This is a genomic window from Pseudoalteromonas sp. 3J6 (genome assembly GCF_903995135.1).
GTDB lineage: Bacteria > Pseudomonadota > Gammaproteobacteria > Enterobacterales > Alteromonadaceae > Pseudoalteromonas.
In genome coordinates this window covers 3,798,063-3,819,020 of the sequence record NZ_LR877185.1, presented here as the reverse complement: position 1 = coordinate 3,819,020, position 20,958 = coordinate 3,798,063, and the positions used below count along the sequence as shown (strand labels likewise).

Genomic DNA, 20,958 nt, shown 5'->3' with positions numbered 1-20,958 from the left:
AAAAAGGCCTTTATGGCCTTTTTTTGTCTTTTTGTTATGAACATCATAAGTTAAAAAACCAGCATGAAAAAAATGATCATTGCGCGAGAACCCGTTGACGACTCTCATCTACCTAGTCATCTACATCCTGTTATTAAGCAAATTTATGCCACGCGTAACGTCTGCCATGCTGATGAATTAAATAATAGTGCGGCTACTTTACTCGACTTTAAGTTGTTTAAAGATATAGACAAAGCCAGCCAACTGTTAATTGATGCGCTGCATGCACAAAGCAAAATACTTATTGTTGGCGATTTTGACGCCGACGGCGCAACCAGCACCGCCACCTTAATGCAAGGGCTGGCCATGTTTGGCTTTACTCATTTAGATTACTTAGTGCCAGACCGCTTTAGTCTAGGTTATGGTTTAAGCCCAGCATTGGCTGAGCAAATAGTGACTATGCAGCCCGATTTAGTGATCACCGTAGATAACGGTATTTCGTGTATTGCAGGGATTGATATTGTTAAAGCCGCAGGCATTAAAGTGCTGGTTACAGATCACCATTTACAAGGCGAGCAACTGCCGAATGCCGATGCTATTGTTAATCCTAATCGTCATGACTGTGATTTTCCTTCTAAGTCGATAGCTGGTGTTGGTGTGGCGTTTTATTTACTTATCGCACTGAGAAGTGCGCTGCGTGAACAAGGCTACTTTAACCAACATCCTATGCCAAATATTGCTGACTTACTCGATATTGTAGCCCTTGGTACGGTGGCCGATGTGGTGGCTCTGGATGCGAATAACCGTACGTTAGTGCATCAAGGCTTGGCACGTATTCGCAGCGGTAAAACCCGCCCAGGTATCACCGCATTGATTGAAGTGGCTAATCGCAATGCAGCTCGTTTGAGTGCCAGCGATTTTGGCTTTTCATTGGCGCCACGTTTAAATGCAGCAGGGCGCTTAGATGACATGAGTTTGGGTATAGCTTGCTTACTTAGCAACGATATAAATCAAGCAAGGCGCATAGCCGGCGAGCTTGATAGCTTAAACTTTGCCAGACGTGAAATAGAGCAAGGTATGCAAGTAGAAGCGCAAGCCGTGCTCGATAGGCTAGCATTTAAAGAAGATAGCGTGCCCGATGCCATTTGTTTGTATCAAGACGATTGGCATCAAGGCGTTATTGGCATTTTAGCGGGGCGCTTAAAAGAAAAATATCATCGCCCAACCGTGATATTTGCGGGTGGCGAAAACGGTGAAATAAAAGGCTCATGTCGCTCTATTGAAGGTTTGCATATGCGCGACCTGCTTGAGGGGTTAAACACCGCGCAGCCCGGTTTAATTAATAAATTTGGCGGCCATGCAATGGCGGCAGGTTTAAGTATTAACGAGCAGCAATTTCCTGAGTTTAAACGTGCGTTTGATAGTGCGGTTAGTGAGCAACTCAGTGAAGAAAGTAAACGTTGCATTGTGTTTACCGATGGTGAGCTACCTAACGACTGCTTTAGCATGGACTTTGCCCAGCTTTTAAAACAATCGGGCCCGTGGGGGCAGCAGTTTCCTGAGCCGATATTTGAACACACCTTTGAAGTAATCCAGCAGCGTATTGTGGGTGAAAAACACTTAAAGCTAGTATTAAAGCATCAGTCTGCACGCTTAGTGGATGCCATAGCCTTTGGGATTGATGTAAAAGCGTGGCCAGATACCGAGGCGCAGTTTGTTAAAGTAGCGTATCAGCTCGATATAAATGAATTTAGAGGTAAATTTAGTTTACAACTTATAGTTAGAGAGCTTGAAAAAGTGGGCTAAAAAATATCTTCAAACCATGCATAAAAGGCTAATAAAACGCGCGGTTTTTTGTTAAAATCGGGCGTTTTTATTATTTAATGATTTTTAATTGCGCTCGGTCTCTTTTTTAAGTGCGCAATAACCTAGCCATTTTGGAGTAATGTACATGTTTGAAGTGAATCCTGTGATTAATCAAATCAAGGAAATTCGCGAACGTACTGAACTGCTTCGGGGGTACCTTTGACTACGCTCTTAAACAAGAACGTTTAGAAGAAGTTAACGCCGAACTTGAAGATTCAGCCGTATGGAATGAGCCTGAGCGCGCACAAGCCCTTGGTCGTGAAAAGTCAGCACTAGAAGCCGTGGTTGAAACAATCGATAACCTTGTTGCTGGTACTGACGATGTTGAAGGTTTAGTCGAGCTTGCTGTTGAAGCCGAAGATCAAGACACCTTTGATGAAGCACAAAGCGAACTAGCTGATTTAAACCAGCAGCTTGAAGGGCTTGAGTTTCGTCGTATGTTTTCAGGCTCTCACGATTCAAACGATGCCTACCTTGATTTACAATCAGGCTCTGGCGGTACAGAAGCACAAGACTGGTGTAATATTTTACTGCGTATGTACTTACGCTGGGGTGAAGCTAAAGGCTTTAAAGTAGAGCTAGTTGAAGCGACCGATGGTGATGTTGCTGGTATTAAAGGTGCAACGGTACGTTTTTCTGGCGAATACGCTTATGGTTGGTTACGCACTGAAACAGGCGTACACCGCCTAGTTCGTAAAAGCCCATTTGATTCAAGTGGCCGTCGTCATACCTCGTTTGCATCTGCGTTTGTTTACCCAGAAGTTGATGACAACATTGAGATTGATATTAATCCGTCTGACTTACGTATAGACGTTTATCGTGCATCAGGCGCGGGTGGTCAGCACGTAAATACCACCGAATCGGCGGTACGTATTACTCACGTACCAACTAATACCGTGGTGCAATGTCAAAACGAGCGTTCACAACATAAAAATAAAGCCCAAGCAATGAAGCAGTTAAAAGCGAAATTATTTGAGCTTGAGCTACAGCAGCAAAATGCTGAAAAGCAAAGCCAAGAAGACAACAAGTCTGATATTGGCTGGGGAAGTCAAATTCGTTCATACGTACTTGATGACTCGCGTATTAAAGATTTACGTACTGGCGTTGAAAACCGTAACACTCAAGCGGTACTCGATGGCGACCTAGATAAATTTATTGAAGCCAGCTTAAAATCTGGTTTATAACCACCAAGCTAAAAAAGAGCTAAAAAATGACTGATCAAATCCAAGACGAAAATAAGTTAATCGCTGAGCGTCGCGGCAAATTAGACGCTATTCGCGAAAATTGCCCAGCCAACGGTCATCCAAACCAATTCCGTCGTGAGCATTACACGGCAGATTTGCAGGCTGAGTTTGGTGATAAGAGTAAAGAAGAGCTAATCGAATTACAGCACGTAGTATCGATTGCAGGTCGTATTCTTGCTAAACGAGGTCCATTTATGTCTATTCAAGACATGAAAGGCCGTGTACAAGCATATGCCTCAAAAGACGTTCAAAAAGATTTAAAAGCAAAATATGGTCAGCTTGATATTGGCGATATTATTGGTGTTAAAGGCGCGCTAAACAAATCAGGTAAAGGCGATTTATACGTAGAAATGACAGAATACGAACTGCTGACTAAGTCACTTCGTCCACTACCAGAAAAATTCCATGGCTTATCAGATCAAGAAACTAAATACCGTCAACGTTATGTTGATTTAATTACTAACGAAGCAACGCGTGAAACATTCCGCATTCGCTCACAAGTAGTTGAAGGCATTCGTCGCTTTTTAGCTGACCGCGATTTTATGGAAGTAGAAACGCCAATGCTACAGGTTATTCCTGGTGGCGCGACGGCACGTCCGTTTGTAACGCATCATAATGCGCTTGATATCGATATGTACTTGCGTATTGCACCAGAGCTTTACTTAAAGCGTTTAGTGGTAGGTGGTTTTGACCGCGTATTCGAAATTAACCGTAACTTCCGTAACGAAGGGTTATCGACACGCCACAACCCAGAATTCACTATGATTGAGTTCTACCAAGCGTACGCTGACTACATTGATTTAATGAACATCACCGAAGACATGTTACGTACAGTTGCAACTAATGTACTGGGCAGCCCAATTGTGGTTAACACCACTAAAGATGAAAACGGCGACGTTGTTGATTCAGTAGAGTATGACTTTGGTCAACCGTTCACGCGTTTAAGCATGGCAGATGCTATCTTAAAATATAACCCAGAGTTTGATGCTGCGGTATTTAACGACCCAGAAAACCACTTTGAAGAATTAAAAGCGTACGCTAAACAAGTACACGTTAAAATTCCTGAAAACTGCGTATGGGGCCCAGGTAAGTTCTTATGTGAAATATTTGAAGAAACGGCTGAGCATATGCTTATCCAACCTACATTTATCACAGGCTACCCGTGGGAAGTATCTCCACTTGCACGTCGTAACGACGAAAATCCATTTGTAACTGACCGTTTTGAATTCTTTGTTGGTGGCCGTGAGCTTGCAAATGGTTTCTCAGAGCTTAACGATGCACAAGATCAAGCTGAGCGTTTTACTCGTCAGGTTGAAGAGAAAGACGCTGGTGATGATGAAGCAATGCATTATGACGAAGACTACATTCGCGCACTTGAGTATGGTTTACCACCAACGGCAGGTGAGGGCATTGGTATTGACCGTTTAGTGATGCTATTTACTGACTCATCAACTATCAAAGATGTTATTTTATTCCCGCACATGCGCCCACAAGCTGACTAAGCTTGAAGGAATAAACTATAAAATTATTAACGCCGCTAATTAGCGGCGTTTTTTTTGCCTTATTGTTTGTGAGACATTGCCTAAACTTTATATTAGGGCTTTTAATTAATAAGTACTACACTGATAATAAAATGTAAGTACAAAGGGATATTAACCTTTAATTCAGTTTCATTATCATAAAGTTGCCTCACTGCTTAGCAACATTAAAGCAGTGCTATAACTTTTTGGTATGATTGTTTTTTAAACATTATGTTGTATTTATGTGAATTTTTTAGCTAAAATATGGCCGAAATTTGTACACGGTCATTATTAGTCGTAAAAATAAAAATTTCTAAAGGACTTAGATAAATAATATGAAAGCTAAACGAGTAGAGTCTTTACCCGATGAGAGCACCACAGAGCAACAGCGACAAGCTTACTATCGCGCATGTATTGCTGAGTTTCAAAAATTGGGCTACCAAGAGCAATACCTAGCAGAGCTTACGGATGAACTAGTGCCAGTGATGGGTGTTAACTCAAGCACTCCAAATACCTAACCTGATTAATTTTCAAACTAATTACACTTTAAAACCAGACATGTGTGCAATCTATAGCCATATAGTCACTTTTGTCAGAAAAGTGTTTGACATATTTTCTGAAATCTTTATTATACGCCCCACAAGACGGAGAGGTGTCCGAGTGGCCGAAGGAGCTCCCCTGCTAAGGGAGTATAGAGTTTGTAGCTCTATCGAGGGTTCGAATCCCTCCCTCTCCACCATTTTTTTAAATGGCGAAATCTTGTAAACGTAAAGATGGGCGCATAGCTCAGCTGGATAGAGTACCTGGCTACGAACCAGGCGGTCGGAGGTTCGAATCCTCCTGCGCCCACCACTCTTTACACACTCTGCTTAGAGTATAAAAAAGCAAATAGTAAAAGTGGGCGCATAGCTCAGCTGGATAGAGTACCTGGCTACGAACCAGGCGGTCGGAGGTTCGAATCCTCCTGCGCCCACCACTTTTACACACTCTGCTTAGAGTATAAACAAGTAAAAAAATGAAAGTGGGCGCATAGCTCAGCTGGATAGAGTACCTGGCTACGAACCAGGCGGTCGGAGGTTCGAATCCTCCTGCGCCCACCACTTTCATACATAAGCCGACATTGAGTCGGTTTTTTTGTGCCTAAAATAAAGTGAATATGGGAAAGTAGCTAGCTACGAACCAGACGGTCAGAGGTTCACTCTTACAAAATACGTCCTGCGCCCAGCACTTTCATAAATAAGCCGACATTAAGTCGGTTTTTTTGTGCCTGAAATAAACCAAAGCGTGGATGTGGATAAAGTAACCTACTGCGAACCAAGCTGTCGGAGGTTCACTCTTACAAGATACGTCCTGCGCCCACTACTTTCTATTACTACAAAAGTTAATAGAAAAGAGACCGACGAAAGTCGGTTTTTTTATGTCTGAAATAAAGTGAAATTTAAAAATGTAGTAGGCTATGAACTAGGCGGTCGGAGGTTCACTCTTACAAGATACGCCCTGCGCCCAGCACTTTCATACATAGGCAGACACTAAGTCGGTTTTTTTGTGCCTGAAATTTGAGAAAGTCTTAAGCTATCAGTTAAACCCAACTAAACACAGCAGTTAAAATTTCAAGCAGACGTGGAGCTTGCTTACGTTAAAAGCGTCGCTTTTTATTTATAATGTTTTAATCACTTCTCTAGAAGCGCAGCGCCTCTTAACCTCTTTGTGAATAACGGCTTTAAAAACTTAAATATACAAAGAACTTGCTTATATTAGCAGCGCAGCTTCTCATTCCTAAAACCTAAAACCTAAAACCTAAAACCTAAAACCTAAAACCTAAAACCTAAAACCTAAAACCTAAAACCTAAAACCTAAAACCTAAAACCTAAAACCTAAAACCTAAAACCTAAAACCTAAGCTGCTCTTTAAACTCGGCTGTGTTATTTTGAACGTCTTGTTTAAAAGGATCTTGCTGTATGTTTAAAACCGTATTTTTTATATTCTTATTTATTTTAAGCGCACTTTTTACTGTTACCGCACACGCAAATGAGGCTAAACATACAATCGCCGTAGGTGCAGAACAGTTTGCTTTGTACTTACCGCAATTAAAAAATAAGCGTGTAGGGCTGGTGGTTAATCAAACTTCTGTAGTGGGGCAAACGCATTTAGTTGATAGCTTGCTGGCTAAAAACATCAATATTACTAAAATTTTTGCACCTGAGCATGGCTTTCGAGGCGATCATGACGCGGGAGCGCATGTTAAAAACGCCGTTGATAGCAAAACTGGTATCCCGCTTATATCTATTTATGGCAAAAACAAAAAACCAAGTATCGAAGCTCTTAGCAATGTAGATGTTATTATTTTTGATATTCAAGATGTAGGCGTGCGCTTTTATACCTACATAAGCTCTATGCATTACATGATGGAAGCCGCAGCCGAGCAAGATATTGAGTTTATTGTGTTTGATAGGCCAAACCCCAATATTGCTTACGTTGATGGGCCAATACTTGAGCGCGACTTTAAGTCGTTTGTAGGCATGCACCCAATACCCGTGCTGCACGGCATGACGGTAGGCGAGCTTGCTAAAATGATCAAAGGCGAGGGCTGGATCAATCAAGCTGCTAATTTACAACTGAGCGTGATCCCTGTTGCAGGCTACACCCGCACAACGCCATACAGTTTGCCGGTAAAACCAAGCCCTAATTTACCCAACGATCAATCAATAGCGCTGTATCCGTCGTTGTGCTTTTTTGAAGCAACCCCTGTTAGCATAGGTAGAGGAACTGACTTTGCATTTCAGGTTATTGGTTATTCACCAGTAGCACTTGGGGACTTTAGCTTTACTCCGCGTTCAATAAAAGGCGCAGCGCTTAATCCTAAATTTAAAGACCAAATGGTGAAAGGGATTGATTTACGCCATAGTAATATCACAGGCTTAAACTTAAATTATTTAATTAATGTTTACCAGCAACTGACTCAGGCTAAGCAGGTGTTTTTTGAACGTGCCGATTTTATGGATAAACTCGCAGGAACTGATCAGCTCAGACTTGCCATAGAAGCGGGGCGAACAGCTGAGGAAATTAAGCAAAGTTGGCAAGCGGGGCTTGAGCAATTTAAACAGCAAAGAGCGCCTTATTTGCTCTACCAATAAAGGAATGAGTGTGTATTTAAATTTTTCCGTGTTAGCAAAGCGTACTTTTTTTAACGCACTGACAATTACGCTTTGCTTTATTATTACCGGTTGCAGTGGCGCAAGCAGTGCAATTAAATCTCAGCGCCCGTTTATTCCTAATCAAATACAGAGCCTCGCTAATGCGCAAGTTATTGCTACCTTTCCTGAGTCCAACCCCAGTAGCCGAGAATATGTAAATAATCGTGGGACCTTTAAAGCATATAAAGGGCGAGGGCAATTATTACTACAAAATGAAAGTGCCTTAAGTGCCGATATTTATATTAATAATAAAAAGTTAGCGCTTGATACCCTGCAAAAAAATACTGAGTATGCCTTTAATTTAGGGCAGTACACTCACAACGGAGTTAATACTTTTAAGGTTGATAACATTCAACCAGCTAACGGTAGTTTAACTCTGCGATTTGCCTTTGCTACTCTAAATAGCTCAGTGGCTAAAACCATTGATTTTAGTGCGGTAGATAAGCTAATAGAAAAAGATGTAAGTGCGGGCTTTCCTGGTGCGGTATTAGCGATAATTAAAGCGGGTAAGATATTAAAATTAACCGCTTATGGTGATGCCAAGCAATATCAGCAAAATGACTTAATGTTGTTACGCCCAGAGCCCATGCAAACAAATACACTCTTTGATTTAGCCTCAAACACAAAAATATTTGCTACTAACTTTGCGTTAATGAAACTAGTAAGCGAAGGGCAATTAAACATAAATAACAGAGTGAGTGATTACCTAACAGAATACCAAGGCGATGGACGAGAGCTGCGCCAAGTTAAAGACTTACTCACTCATAAAGCCGGTTATCCGCCTGTGTTCGACTTTCATCGAAAAGACACCCGCTATGGCGAAGCTTTTTTTTCACAAGCCAGCGACACCACTAAACAATTACTACTTACCAGCGTACCACTAGCCAGTGAGCCAAGCGCTCAGCATGTTTACTCTGATATTGATTACATGATTTTAGGAGTTTTAATTGAGCGTATTAGCGGCCAACCGCTCGACGAATACCTAGAGCAGCATATTTACGCGCCTTTAAAGCTTAACAACACTTTATTTAACCCGCTTAAAAAAGGCTTTAATCGTCAGCAGTTTGCCGCCACGGAGCTAAGTGGAAATACCCGCGATGGCCGTATTCATTTTGATAATATTCGCACCAATGTACTGCAAGGGCAGGTACATGATGAGCGTGCTTTTTATTCACTTGATGGTGTAGCAGGCCATGCAGGACTATTTAGTAATGCCCCCGATTTAGCCGTTTTATGCCAAGTGTTGCTCAACAAGGGCGGTTACGGCGATAAGCAAATTTTTAATGCCAGTAGTTTGGCGCAGTTTTTAACCCCACAAAGTACCGATGAAACCTACGGCTTAGGTTTTCGTCTTGCAGGAAATAATCAAGCGCGGCGCTGGCACTTTGGCCCATATGCCAGCCCACAAGCTTATGGACACACAGGTTGGACTGGCACAGTAACTGTGATTGATCCCGCTTACGATTTAGCTATTGTTTTACTTACCAATGCACGCCATTCACCAATTAAAGGTAGTGAAAAACGTTATCAGTTTGTAGGTAAAAACTTTGAAACAGCTCAATATGGTTCTATTGTTTCATTAATTTATGAGGCGCTGTTAAATCAGTAAACTCAGTGAGTGACTTAATGGTGTAAATCTATTAAGTTAACTGCTTACTATTAACTAACCAAGGCTGTTAAAGCCGCGTTTATTATAAAAATTAAAAAGGTTTGTTTATGCATTGGTATTCTATTTTGCCACCGCTGATTGCCATTATTATTGTGTTTTGGCGCAAAGAAGTCATTATGGCGCTGCTTGTTGCGGTAATTTCATCGGAATTTTTACTCGCATTACAAGGTGAAGGAAATAGCGTATTTACTACGTTTTTAAATAGCATTGAGCGCATAGTTGCTGTGGCCAGTTCTCCTGGTAATACCCGTATACTCATCTTTAGTATTTTAATAGGCGCCTTACTTGCCTATATTCGCGAATCTGGCGGTGTTGCTGCTACTGTTAATTTGCTGATGAACAAAGGCGTTGCTAAAAGTAAGCGCCAAGTGGGCTTTTTAACTATGTTTACCGGCGTTGCGGTATTTATAGAGTCAAACTTAAGTGTGCTTACCTCGGGTATTTTATCTCGCGGCCTGTTCGATAAATTTAAAATGAGCCGCGCGCGTTTAGCTTATATAATCGATAGCACCAGCGCCCCTGTATGTATTTTAATATTACTAAACGGCTGGGGTGCATTTGTACTGGGCTTGTTAGGTAATTACGAATTAGGCGAGTCGGCCGTATCGGTGCTGTGGGGCAGTGTAGGCTATAACTTTTACGCCATAATCACTCTGGTTATTGTTTTTTATACCATTGCGTTCGATAAAGTACATGGCCCAATGAAAGTAGCCGAGCAAAAACTAGAGCTACAAACAACCGAGCTAAAAGAAGAAGTAAAAGGCTCTAAAGCACGCTTTATGTTGGTGCCATTACTTACGCTGATTGTGAGCATGGTCGGTTTTATGTTTTATACCGGTAACGGCGTACTTGCCGAGGGCAGCGGTTCAAAATCAGTATTGTACGCCACCGTTTTAGCTATTGTTGTAGCCTATTGTTTAATGATTGGATCGCGCCAGTTTACCCACCACCAACTTGTTGATACCGGCTTTAAAGGCATGGGCGAATTACTCCCACTGGTAAGTATTGTATTGCTCTCGCTGACCTTGGGCGCAAGCTTAAAAGAGCTAGGCACAGGCGTGTTTGTGGCATCTTTGGTTGGCGATTACTTACCAATATATTTAATAGTGCCAGTACTGTTTTTAACCGGTGCGGTTATGTCGTTTACTACGGGTACATCGTGGGGCACGTTTGCCATCCTCATCCCTATTGGCGTACCGCTTATTCAAGCGCTTGGTTTACCGCCATCGCTGGTGGTAGGCGCTATTTTAGGTGGCGGGATATTTGGCGATCATTGTTCCCCTATATCCGACACCAGCGCAGTATCAGCCATCGCCTCGGGTTGTGATTTACTCACCCACGTTAAAACCCAATTACCGTATGCGTTAGTGGGCGGCGGCCTAACGTTTGTTGCTTACTTAGTAACGAGCTTAATTGTTTTGTAGGTTGGGTAGGGCGTAGCGAAACCCAACAAAGTGAGTGAGTTTAAAGCCTGCAAATCTGCAGGCTTTTTTGTTTAAGATTGATCACCACCGAGAACACCGAGGCGCTACGTGCTACACAGAGATAAATAATAATAGCTTTTTATTAATAGGTTACGTTTATTGAATGTAGTATGGCACTATATGAAAAAGAATGGTTTAAAGGGAAATTAAATGCACGATATTAAAGGCTTCAACTGGAACAAGCCAACCAACCGTTCACTGGGGGAGTATTTTCCTGCTGATAAATTAGATCGTGCTCGTTATGCCACATTCTTATCAAGGCTATTGGTTCAAGAAGGTTTTGACAAAAGTAGGCCTGATGATGAGCAAAAGAAAAACTATGTATTAAATCTCAATGCTGAATGGGGGGCAGGTAAAACCTATTTTCTTAAGCGTTGGTCACGAGAATTAATAGTAGATTTTCCTGTTGTATATATTGATGCATGGCAGCAAGACTATTCAGACGACCCATTTTTAACTGTAATTGCAGGTATCATCAAACAGCTTCAACGTCAGGCTAAGTTTAATATAACTATTCCTAAAAGTGCAGTTTCGATGTTTAAGGCTGTTGCACCTGCTATTGCACAAGGCCTAACTAAAAAAATATCAGGCATAGATTTAGATGAGTTACACACATTACTATTCTCTGATGAAGAAATTGAAGATGATCAAAAGCAAAATTCTAACAAGTTAACTGGTAGCGACTTTTCACCAGCAGTAAAAGCGCTTGCACAAAATTTGATTAAAGATCATGAAGCAAAGAATAAAAGCATCGAAGTAATCAAATCCAAGTTAGCAGACTGGGTAAGTAAGTTTGAAAAGCAGGAAGGTAAGTCGCTACCCATATTTATTTTTATTGATGAATTAGATCGCTGTCGCCCAAGTTATGCGGTAGAAATGTTAGAGACGATTAAACATATTTTTGATGTTAAAGGCATTGTGTTTGTTGTTGCAACAGATACTGAGCAACTTCAACATACAATCAAATCAATTTATGGTGAAGGCTTTGATGCAAACGTTTATTTAGGTCGCTTTTTTAATAGCCGTTACAGCTTAAAACGACCTGTATTAAAAGACTTTTTATTTGTACACAGTGATACAACTAAATTTGAAACGGCGTATTTAGAAAGTAAAAATATTGAGTTACTCCCCCGCGCACAAACCCACGAAACTGCTTTAGCCAATATTTCTATTGTATTAGACGCCTTTCAGGTATCAGCAAGAACAGCTATTCAAATTACTGAACGAATGACAGCTATTATTGCAAATTTACCAAGTGGTAAAAAAGTTGATGTACTTGTGCTCGCTGTTTTGTTTTGTATCTATGAAAAAGACCACTCACTTTATGAAGAGATAATTACTGGAAGGTTTAAACGAGATGGAAAAAACCATAAAGGCGAAGTACGAAATATAAGCTTAAATAATTTTTTAAAACAGAGCATTCAAGGCGTACAACAACTAGCAGAGATAAAATATTTTATTGAACCATTATCTTACACAAATTCATTTTACTTAGGTCAAATGACAAGTAGAAATAATAATTTTGCTACTGGGAATTACTCTATAAAACTAACTGAATTTATAGATAGTATCTTTTGCAGAGTATTTAATAATACAACAAATTCTGTGACTCTAATGTTTAGTTCAAGTAGTGAGAACGTAACAGCACTTCATAGCGCTGAACAAAACTTAGCAAATGCTGATGTCAGAAAGCCTAGGGTAGGCAATATTACACTCTTGTGGTTAAGTTACATTTACATAAAAGATGGCTATGAAGAAATTACTAAAGAGCACTACCGTGATTTTATAGAGCTTTCTTCACCATTAGATTACATGGGCGATAGTTAACTATCTCTGTGCAGCGCGAAGCGCCTCTGTGTTCTCGGTGGTAATTACTTATTTAAATTACCACCATGCTAAAAACAACCTAAGCCCCACACTGTCTCACCCCATCCTCGGCATGTTTAAGAGCAATAATCTGCCCTTTGCCGTTATGCGCCATAGCGAGCATATCACCCGTATTTATATTACTTTCTACTGCATGCTTTCCTTTTAAATCACTGAGCAGTGACTGCTTAATTTGTACCAGTACCTCGTCATTACAGCTGGCTATGTACCAGTCGTTGTCGACCTTTACGAGCGTGCCGTATTCTATATGGTGTTGTTGATGGCGGCGTAAGTCGTTTGCTAGTTGGGTGTCGAGCGCTCGTTTTTGTTGCGTTATGGTACTAGCGTAGTTACCTGTTTGATCTATTTCATGCGTTGTTATAAACGAGTAGTCGTGTATGTCTATGGTGTTTAATACGGTTTTAGGGGCAGTATTTATCACGTTGTTACTGTCGAGAACTATAAAAGCCAGTAAGCCCAGTGCGCAGGTAAGGCTTGTGAGTTGCAGGGCAAAGCCAAGCTTTTTAGGTTGTTTTTGGATTACGCTATGTTTTAACGCCTGTTGCTGAGCGTGCGAAAGTCTGGTGCGTGCTTTACGCTCGTTATAATGTTGTGTGAGCTTTTCATTAAACTGCTCATCAGGCTTGTTCATTATAATCTCCTAATAATTGTTTTAGGTTTTGTTTGGCGTAGCGTAGCCTTGTTTTTATGGTTTGGGCGTTGCTTTGCGTTATAAGCTCTATGTCGGTAAGGCTAAAGCCTTCTTGTTGTAAGGTGATGGCTTCGCGTTGCACAAAACTAAGTTGCTTGAGCGCAGCATTAAACGCTTCATAACTTATGTGTGTGTCGCCTATGTGTGAGTCACTGCTTGTTAATTCACTTTGATTGTTATTTTGCGCAGGCAGTTGGTTGTTTTCGTCAAGCTCGACAAAGTGTTGCTGTTTGCGGTATTCGTCTATTAGGGTGTTGCGTGCGAGTTTAAATAACCAGGCTTTGGGCGTGGTTTGTGCTTGGTAAAGGTGGCGCTTTTCAATAACCTTTAGCCATGTTTGTTGGCTTACGTCGTATGCTAAATGTGTATTAGACTGGGTAACTAGGTAGTGATATAAATCGTTACTGTATAAGGCAATAAGCTGCTCTAAGTGGCGGTTGTCGCCACTTTTTGCATACCGCGCCATGCAGTCTTTGCTTGGCGCTTCAAATAACCATGACTTAATACTCAATAGCATAGGCGCTTATTCCTTTACTGCGAACTGTCTAATTTAAAATCAAGCTGTACGGTTTGACCTGTTTGTAATTGTGCCACACCTTCAATTACTTTTGGGCGATATTTCCAGCGTTTAATTGCGCGAAGCGCTTCGCGATCAAATATGCGTTTTGGTTCGGCATTTACTACCGTGGCATCAATCACTTCACCAGTGGGTGAAATATTAAAGCTAAGTTGCACCCAGCCTTCTATACCATCACGAGCTGCGCTAGTTGGGTACTTTGGATTTATGCGCACAATGGGTGAAGCATCTCCCGTAGGGCGGGTCAGTGTTTGCTTCATATCGTTACCAAATCCGTCAATTACTATGGGTGGTGCTGTGCTTATTGCTGTTATTGGCTCATTACTAGGTGTTACACGTGGTGGTGCTTTAGGCGGCACTTTAGGTGTGGGTGGTGGCGGTATTCTTTTAATATGCGTGGTTTGTTTATCTTCTGGTGCTTGAAAAATCTCAACAGTAATATCATCACCCAATTTTATAGGTGCTCTTTGTTCGCCACTAATTAAGTACTGCATAAAGGCGAATGCAATAAAGGTCATCACAGCACCGCCAAGAACAGCTGTTGATGTTTTGAACATGGGGTTTTTAGGAAATTCAAGTGTGTGCATAAGCCGCTCCAAATTAACTTATTATGTTGTTTCAGAGCTATAACGGCTGGCAAATAGAAAAGGGGTGAAATCGTTTTAAAATTTTATTAAAAATACAGGGGGAGTATTTTACCTATATAAAAGGTCTCTTGATTTTTTTATTTTGGGTTGGCTAAAAAGAATGTAGTTATTTTAAGTTTTGCCTGTTATTTTCTATTTTATTTACTCTAGGTAGATGAAATTGACAAGTTTGAGTAGCGCCAGTATATTTGTCCCAATAAAGGAACTTACACATAAAAAGGAATGAACATGGTAAAGGAATATATTGTAAAAAAAGGTGATACATTATGGGATATATCTTCTAAGTATTTAGGCTCACCAATGGAGTGGCCACGATTATGGAAATTCAATAATCGAAAAGAAGTGGTAGCCATTACTAACAAACCGATAGTAAATCCTGATCTTATCTACCCAGGTCAAAAAATATTGATACCTTCTTTAGAGCACTCTAAAGTTGAGGCTAGACAAAATGCAAGAGTATTCAGCACTCCCAAAAACTCTTTAGATAAACGACCTAATAAAATTACAGCACCAATGTCATTAAGTTATAAACTAGATGATATCAGACAACCTCCTATTATAATCCCTAATGCTATTGTGGAAATTAAGATGACAGGTAACATTACGTTGTCTAGTGTTGATAAATTTCCTATTAATTATGTAATAAATGATAGAAAGTTAGAGGCTACAGTTACATCTCAAGCCAATAAAGCTTTTGGGGCATTAATTAGTGACACAAAGTTAGCTTTCGACGAAAAAACAAAAAAATTAACTCTTGGTACAAATATTATTTCTAAAAGTACAAATCCTAATTTGCCAACTACGTCTGTAGGCGTTGAGGTAAGTTCAAACTCTCCCCTTCTAAAGTTGAAGTATGAAGTCCATCTCCCTCAGTTAAAAGGAAAAATTAATCAGTTTAATTATTTGGCTGAAAAAGTATCATTTATTTTAGAGGTAACTTTTACGGGGTCTAATGGAAAAAGTGCAAGAGAGAACTCCGACAATAGCAGTGCATGGGATAAACCTTTAGCTATAGGTTTATTTGCTGGGGCGACATTAATCGTCATAGGTACATTAGTAGAGGATTACGTTACTTTTGGTGCGGGAGTTGCGGACGATCCTGCTAGTTTTGCTGCTGCTGCAGGTATGACTGCAAGAGGTGTTGTTTTATGGGGGTCTGCTAGGGCTGTTGTTATACCTGCTACTCTACCTGCTGTTGTTCGATTTACTACTTCAATAGTGCCAGCGGCGACATTCAGGCATGCTCATTAGAAGGGATTTTATAAATGAAAAAATTAGTGTTCGTTTTTTTGTTATTAGTTAGTGCGTGTTCATATTTAGAAAGTGAAACAGAGCAAGCAAACCGTTTATCCAAAACATACCAAGTAGACATTCAAGCTGGTGAACCCCGTTTATTTTTCCCAGAGCAATTTACAGTAAGTGATGGAGAGGCTCCAATTCTTGAAATGGAAATGACTACGCTTGCAGATGCTTCTGAGTCACTTGATGGTATTGAGGCCGCATTAACGACATACCCTCAAGGGTTTGTTGCTGAAGTAATTGACGCTATTTATCTCTCTGGTCCTATGCTTATGGAAGGAGCTGAAGCGGGTGGGACATACTCAAGCAACTCCATAATTCTAGTTAATCTCTCAGGATGGAATGGCACGAATTTTAATTTCGAAAATTCGTTGAAAGGGGTTCATCATGAATTAAGCTCGTTGGTTTATATGCGTTCACCTTTCGTTATTTTTGCATGGCAAGCTTTGCTGCCAAAAGAGTGGAAGCCTGTATCCTCGAACTATGAGGCTTTAACGCAAGATAGAAATATAGGGCCTGATTATGAAAATGGATTTTTATCTAGATATGGTAAAACTAATGTTGAGAACGACTTTAATATTTATGCTGAATTTGCCTTTGCTGAACCTGAAAAACTGCGGGAACTTGCCGCTACCTACCCAATAATAGCTAAAAAGCTAAGTTTGTTTATTACCGCGTATTCGCAGTTTTCGGCTAAATATCAGCAAGACTTTGAAGATTATTTTGCAAGAACAGGTTTGAGTGATGTTGCTGTACAGCCTGAGAATTTTGAAATGACTATCCATTTAGATTTAAACGATCTTAAGCCACAGATAAGCCAGTAATGTATTAAGTAGTAAAAATAACAAAAAAGAGGGGAGGCTCCCCTTTTTTGTTATGCATTATTAATGCTTTGAATGGAAACTTAATTTTTCACGTCATCTTCGTGAAGATCTTTAAACAGCTCCCCTTGGGGATGCTCAAAAAATTCATCATCTTCTTCTTCATCTACAACCAGCATTTGATCTTGCGCGGTGGTTTCTTCAATGCGCGGATCCATCGTAGCGGCCAGTGGCGAGTTTGTAACATCGGATGTACCGACCACATAATCACTGGGTTCTGGCTGTTCAACTTTTTGTTTAGAGTTAATAAAGGTTAGTAGTAAGTACATAGCCACGGTTAATAGCGAAATTGACGCATACAATGCTTGGTGACCAAAGTAGGTCATCAGCTGTGCGTTAAGTGTTGAGCCTATTGCTGCACCGGCGCCAAAAGCGACTAATAATGCAGATGATACGCCTACGCGCTCTTCGTCCTCAACACGCGAATTAGCTAGCGCCGAACAAAGCGGATATAAAGTAAACGCAAATAAACCAAAGATAAAAGTGAGTATGTAAGCTGTTAGTTGTGAAGTAGGCAATAAAAACAATGCCAAACTTACAACACCGATAGCTGCTGCATTAGTTCGAATTAATACGCTACGACGAATGCGATCAGAGAGCATCCCCATTGGCCACTGGGCTAGCAAACCAGCAAAAATAGTCACTGACATAAAAATAGCAATTTCTGCGGCACCAAAGCCAGATAGCTTAGCAAATATAGGCGCTAGGCCATAAAAACTACCATTGATAATGCCTGCAAAGTGCACCGCAGTAAGCGACTGTGGCACTTTTTTAGCGTAATCAAACAGGCTCATTTTTATCGGCTTTAACGGTTTTGGGTGAATTCTACGAGTGATAGAAATTGGAATAATACCGATAGCCAACGCCATGCAGACTAAAAATAGCGGTGCATACCCTAGCTCAGGAAATTGTGCGAGCGCTAGTTGGCCTAAAATCATCCCTAAGTAAGAGGTGATCATATAAAAAGAGAAGACTCGCCCGCGAGACTCAGGCGCTGATTGTTCGTTTAGCCAGCTTTCTAGCACCATGTAATTACACATCATCCCTAAGCCAACAAAAAGCCTAAGGCCTAACCAAATATATAGATTGTCGCTTACTCCGTGTGCGGCCACACAGGCTGTCACTGCAGCGGTACTAGCGGCAAATGTTCTGATGTGACCCACCGATTTAATTAAATGGTAACCAAGCTTTGAACCCAGTAATAAGCCAAGGTAATAACACGAGGTCATTAGGCCTATCCAAAACGTAGACGTGCCTTGTTTACCTAAATACAGGGCTAAATAGGTTGTAAGTAAGCCGGTACCAATAATTAAAAATAAATTGGCAAAATATAGTGATGGAAATGATTTCATTTAAATGCAAATTATTGAGCTAAGACAACTAGATACTAGAGCAAGCATGAAGGTTTTCCAAGCTGTAAAAAATGTGTTCTGTAATAATGATCACGTAACGTAAGAATATAGAGTGTCCGATAAATTATTTATTAATAAAAATAGCTTTGGATAAAATAGCGACCTAAAAATCGGGCGGGTGAGTGCAATGCTAGAATAGCGAGTGTATTGCAGGTATTATGCTTAAAGATAATTTTAAGCATTACTTACTCTTTAGAGAGGAAGTTAGGGTCTGTTGACCTTTTAAGGTTAAATTTGCAGCAGTCTGTTTGGTATTTAGGCAAGGCAGCGCATATGTGGTGTGGTTATTCCCCATAAATAGGCGATAACGCAGCATCAATGCCAAACAGGCGCTGCCCGAAGGGTTCTGCCTAGGGGCGATTTACTCTTTGTTGCTCGGTTTTTACTTAGCCCACTAGGTTACAAACCTCGCGCCGCGATTAAACAGCCCCTAGTTTGAACAAATTTTAATCCGCAAAGGTCAACAGACCCTAATGGCAGCAGTAATATTTTTTTGGAATTAAAAATGACCAGTGATAATCAAGCTATAAATAAGCGTAAAAAGAATAATCCGCTTATCGAAATCGTATTTAATATCATCATACCTTCAGTCATTTTAATGAAATTTTCAGGGCCTGAATATTTAGGCAGCGTGATTGGCTTAATTGTGGCGCTTATATTCCCTATTAGTTACGGTATTTATGATTTTATAAAAGCGGGCTCATTAAATTTTATTTCACTTTTGGGCTTTTTAAGTACTTTGCTTACCGGTGGTATTGCGCTGTTTGAGCTTAATGTTGAGTGGTTAGCAATTAAAGAAGCGGCTATACCAGCAATCATTGGTTTTACCGTGCTGATGTCGGGCTTTTTTGGTAAACCCTTGCTAGCCAAGCTCTTATTAAACTCACTTTTATTTAAGTTAGACACTATTTACGATGCCCTTGATGAGCGCGGCAATACGCAAAACTTTAAACAAAAGATTACTAATGCTAATTACTTATTAGCGCTGACCTTTGTGTTTTCATCAACGATGAATTACCTCTTAGCTAAATGGATTGTTACTAGCCCAGCAGGTAGCGTGGAATTTAACGAGCAACTTGGTGAAATGACGCTATTGAGTTATCCAGTGATCGCGATTCCATCTATGATAATGCTGATTGGAATTTTTATTTATGTGATTAAAGTGCTGACCAAGCTGACCGGTATGAAGTTTGAAGAAATGGTTAATGCCGAGTAGATATAACGCATAAAAAACCGTTGTTTAGCAACGGTTTTTTTTGCTATCAATATTTACTTGTAGTGAGAGTAAAGTTGGTAATTAGTTCTGTGGTACGGAATAAGTTTATAGTTTGGTTGTAAAAAAGTGACTAAGTCGGTGAGTTCAGATACGGTCATGGTATCGTTAAATACCGTCATTTTTGAGCTGCCATCTTCATTTCTGGCGTCGGGTCTATAAGGCCTAGAAAACCGATGTGAGGGGTTGATCACTGACGTGACCAGCTCAGCATAAGAAATTATTTTGGTTTTATTACCTCCTAGCTTAATAGAAATATCGTCATGTTTTGTTACGCTGCTATCTTCAACGCCTGCAAGGGTGTGACATGCCAAGCACTTATATTTTAAAAACACGGCTTTACCTTGTTCTGCATTCCCCTCTGGCAAGCTAAAACCTCGTGGAGAATCAACTCCTTTATCACAGCCTGTAAGTGCAATTAAACACACGATTAGTAGAGTGTATTTCATTAGAGCTCCTGTATTCTCAAATTAATTTTACGCATTACTAACGCAAACTCATTTGCGTCAACAAATGCTTCTTTTAAGAAATAGCCTAATTTGAGTGTAGTCAAAGAGTGGCGAATAGCCTAATTGTTGTGCATATATGCTCAAGGAGAATAACTAAAGAGTTGAATGATAATTAATGATGGAATGAAACATCACAAGCATGAAAAAGCCCAGCAACTTGCTGGGCTTCGTAAACTGAACGTTTACCATAAATATTAACTGTTCAATTGGCCTGTAGATGACTCTATGTGGGCGCGAACAAACCATTGGTATTGCTCAAGCTCTGCAAGTTGCGCAATGATCATATCTTCAGATACCGGATCAAGCTCACCGAGTGACTCAATAGCTTTACGATGATCACCGTTAACGCCGTTATATACTTTATCTAATGCAGCTAGGTGTTCAGTTACTAAACCTTTGCCTATAGCGTAATCTTCCCATGTACGACGATCAACAATTGATTTTGGTGTACCAACAGGCACGCCGCCTAAAGTGGCAATACGTTCTGCTATGGTGTCGGTCATTTCACGCACGGTTTCAACTTGTGGGTCTAGCATTTCATGTACGCCAATAAAGTTTGGACCTACTACATTCCAATGAATATGTTTTAAAGTTAGCTGTAAATCAATTAGCGCTACCATGCGATCTTCTAGAACAGATATTGCTTTACTTGCTGATTCATTTTCTACACCGGGAGCGGTAAATTCAGCGACTTTGTTTGCATTATTACTGTTACTCATTATGCCTCCTACTATTTCAAAATAGTGTTCGCTTAACTCAAGTGAGTGTTTTAATTGCGATAACGAACACGTCTGTTCTAATAGAAGCAATGAGCATGCCGTTAGAT

The 20,958-nt window shown here is 40.5% G+C and carries 17 protein-coding genes and 4 tRNA genes; 15 read left to right on the top strand and 6 right to left on the bottom strand.

Features of this window, described 5'->3' with window-relative positions:
* Window positions 1-63: 63 nt before the first annotated feature.
* The 12 genes from recJ to P3J6_RS17420 all read left to right on the top strand — a co-directional run bounded on the left by recJ (window position 64) and on the right by P3J6_RS17420 (window position 12,783).
* Window positions 64-1,785 (top strand): single-stranded-DNA-specific exonuclease RecJ, encoded by a 1,722-nt coding sequence (gene recJ / locus P3J6_RS17475; RefSeq protein WP_198523657.1) that lies wholly within the window; start codon window positions 64-66, stop codon window positions 1,783-1,785.
* Window positions 1,786-1,930: 145 nt separating this feature from the next.
* A protein-coding gene (gene prfB, locus P3J6_RS17470) for a peptide chain release factor 2 (protein WP_109874146.1) occupies window positions 1,931-3,029 on the top strand; the annotation gives its coding sequence in 2 pieces (ribosomal slippage) (window positions 1,931-2,005 and window positions 2,007-3,029; 1,098 coding nt in all).
* A 26-nt stretch (window positions 3,030-3,055) separates the two neighbouring features.
* Window positions 3,056-4,591, top strand: coding sequence for a lysine--tRNA ligase (gene lysS / locus P3J6_RS17465; protein WP_054201888.1), 1,536 nt, complete (start codon window positions 3,056-3,058; stop codon window positions 4,589-4,591).
* 353 nt (window positions 4,592-4,944) lie between these two features.
* On the top strand, window positions 4,945-5,127 hold the full coding sequence (locus P3J6_RS17460; protein ID WP_138606615.1) for a hypothetical protein: 183 nt from the start codon (window positions 4,945-4,947) through the stop codon (window positions 5,125-5,127).
* A gap of 128 nt (window positions 5,128-5,255) precedes the next feature.
* Window positions 5,256-5,348, top strand: a tRNA-Ser gene (locus tag P3J6_RS17455).
* 36 nt (window positions 5,349-5,384) lie between these two features.
* Window positions 5,385-5,461, top strand: a tRNA-Arg gene (locus P3J6_RS17450).
* A 47-nt stretch (window positions 5,462-5,508) separates the two neighbouring features.
* A tRNA-Arg gene (locus P3J6_RS17445) sits at window positions 5,509-5,585 on the top strand.
* A gap of 47 nt (window positions 5,586-5,632) precedes the next feature.
* Window positions 5,633-5,709 (top strand) — tRNA-Arg (locus P3J6_RS17440).
* 858 nt (window positions 5,710-6,567) lie between these two features.
* Entirely contained in the window at window positions 6,568-7,743 is a 1,176-nt protein-coding gene (locus P3J6_RS17435; RefSeq protein WP_198523656.1) for an exo-beta-N-acetylmuramidase NamZ family protein, read from the top strand.
* Window positions 7,744-7,753: 10 nt separating this feature from the next.
* A complete protein-coding gene (gene pbp4b, locus P3J6_RS17430; protein WP_178956551.1) occupies window positions 7,754-9,412 on the top strand; it encodes a penicillin binding protein PBP4B in 1,659 nt (552 codons plus the stop codon).
* 107 nt (window positions 9,413-9,519) lie between these two features.
* Window positions 9,520-10,896, top strand: a complete 1,377-nt coding sequence (locus P3J6_RS17425) for a Na+/H+ antiporter NhaC family protein (RefSeq protein WP_109874150.1) — start codon at window positions 9,520-9,522, stop codon at window positions 10,894-10,896.
* A gap of 210 nt (window positions 10,897-11,106) precedes the next feature.
* Window positions 11,107-12,783 (top strand): KAP family P-loop NTPase fold protein, encoded by a 1,677-nt coding sequence (locus P3J6_RS17420; RefSeq protein WP_178956550.1) that lies wholly within the window; start codon window positions 11,107-11,109, stop codon window positions 12,781-12,783.
* Between the two features lie 79 nt (window positions 12,784-12,862).
* Here P3J6_RS17420 and P3J6_RS17415 read toward each other — a convergent pair whose 3' ends face one another.
* Genes P3J6_RS17415 through P3J6_RS17405 form a run of 3 tightly spaced genes read right to left on the bottom strand, consistent with a single transcriptional unit; the run spans window position 12,863 to window position 14,698 of the window.
* The gene (locus P3J6_RS17415) at window positions 12,863-13,474 is read right to left on the bottom strand and encodes a hypothetical protein (protein WP_178956549.1); all 612 of its coding nucleotides are present in this window, start codon (window positions 13,472-13,474) and stop codon (window positions 12,863-12,865) included.
* A complete protein-coding gene (locus P3J6_RS17410) occupies window positions 13,461-14,051 on the bottom strand; it encodes a sigma-70 family RNA polymerase sigma factor (RefSeq protein ID WP_178956548.1) in 591 nt (196 codons plus the stop codon). Before P3J6_RS17410 ends, P3J6_RS17415 begins: the two co-directional genes overlap by 14 nt.
* A gap of 14 nt (window positions 14,052-14,065) precedes the next feature.
* Complete coding sequence (locus tag P3J6_RS17405) at window positions 14,066-14,698, bottom strand: energy transducer TonB (RefSeq protein WP_178956547.1); 633 nt, start codon at window positions 14,696-14,698, stop codon at window positions 14,066-14,068.
* A 288-nt stretch (window positions 14,699-14,986) separates the two neighbouring features.
* Here P3J6_RS17405 and P3J6_RS17400 point away from each other — a divergent pair, with 288 nt between their 5' ends.
* Together P3J6_RS17400 and P3J6_RS17395 are read left to right on the top strand one after the other, a co-directional pair.
* The gene (locus tag P3J6_RS17400) at window positions 14,987-16,009 is read left to right on the top strand and encodes a LysM peptidoglycan-binding domain-containing protein (RefSeq protein WP_232735521.1); all 1,023 of its coding nucleotides are present in this window, start codon (window positions 14,987-14,989) and stop codon (window positions 16,007-16,009) included.
* Between the two features lie 14 nt (window positions 16,010-16,023).
* On the top strand, window positions 16,024-16,881 hold the full coding sequence (locus P3J6_RS17395; protein WP_178956545.1) for a hypothetical protein: 858 nt from the start codon (window positions 16,024-16,026) through the stop codon (window positions 16,879-16,881).
* An 80-nt stretch (window positions 16,882-16,961) separates the two neighbouring features.
* On the opposite strand, the gene P3J6_RS17390 is transcribed toward P3J6_RS17395, so the two are convergent.
* Window positions 16,962-18,290 (bottom strand): MFS transporter, encoded by a 1,329-nt coding sequence (locus P3J6_RS17390; protein WP_178956544.1) that lies wholly within the window; start codon window positions 18,288-18,290, stop codon window positions 16,962-16,964.
* Between the two features lie 565 nt (window positions 18,291-18,855).
* On the opposite strand from P3J6_RS17390, the gene P3J6_RS17385 reads away from it, so the two are divergent.
* Window positions 18,856-19,566, top strand: a complete 711-nt coding sequence (locus tag P3J6_RS17385; protein WP_178956543.1) for a VC0807 family protein — start codon at window positions 18,856-18,858, stop codon at window positions 19,564-19,566.
* 53 nt (window positions 19,567-19,619) lie between these two features.
* Here P3J6_RS17385 and P3J6_RS17380 read toward each other — a convergent pair whose 3' ends face one another.
* Together P3J6_RS17380 and dps are read right to left on the bottom strand one after the other, a co-directional pair.
* The gene (locus tag P3J6_RS17380; protein ID WP_138608716.1) at window positions 19,620-20,072 is read right to left on the bottom strand and encodes a c-type cytochrome; all 453 of its coding nucleotides are present in this window, start codon (window positions 20,070-20,072) and stop codon (window positions 19,620-19,622) included.
* A 254-nt stretch (window positions 20,073-20,326) separates the two neighbouring features.
* Window positions 20,327-20,851, bottom strand: coding sequence for a DNA starvation/stationary phase protection protein Dps (gene dps, locus P3J6_RS17375; RefSeq protein ID WP_178956542.1), 525 nt, complete (start codon window positions 20,849-20,851; stop codon window positions 20,327-20,329).
* Window positions 20,852-20,958 lie beyond the last annotated feature (107 nt).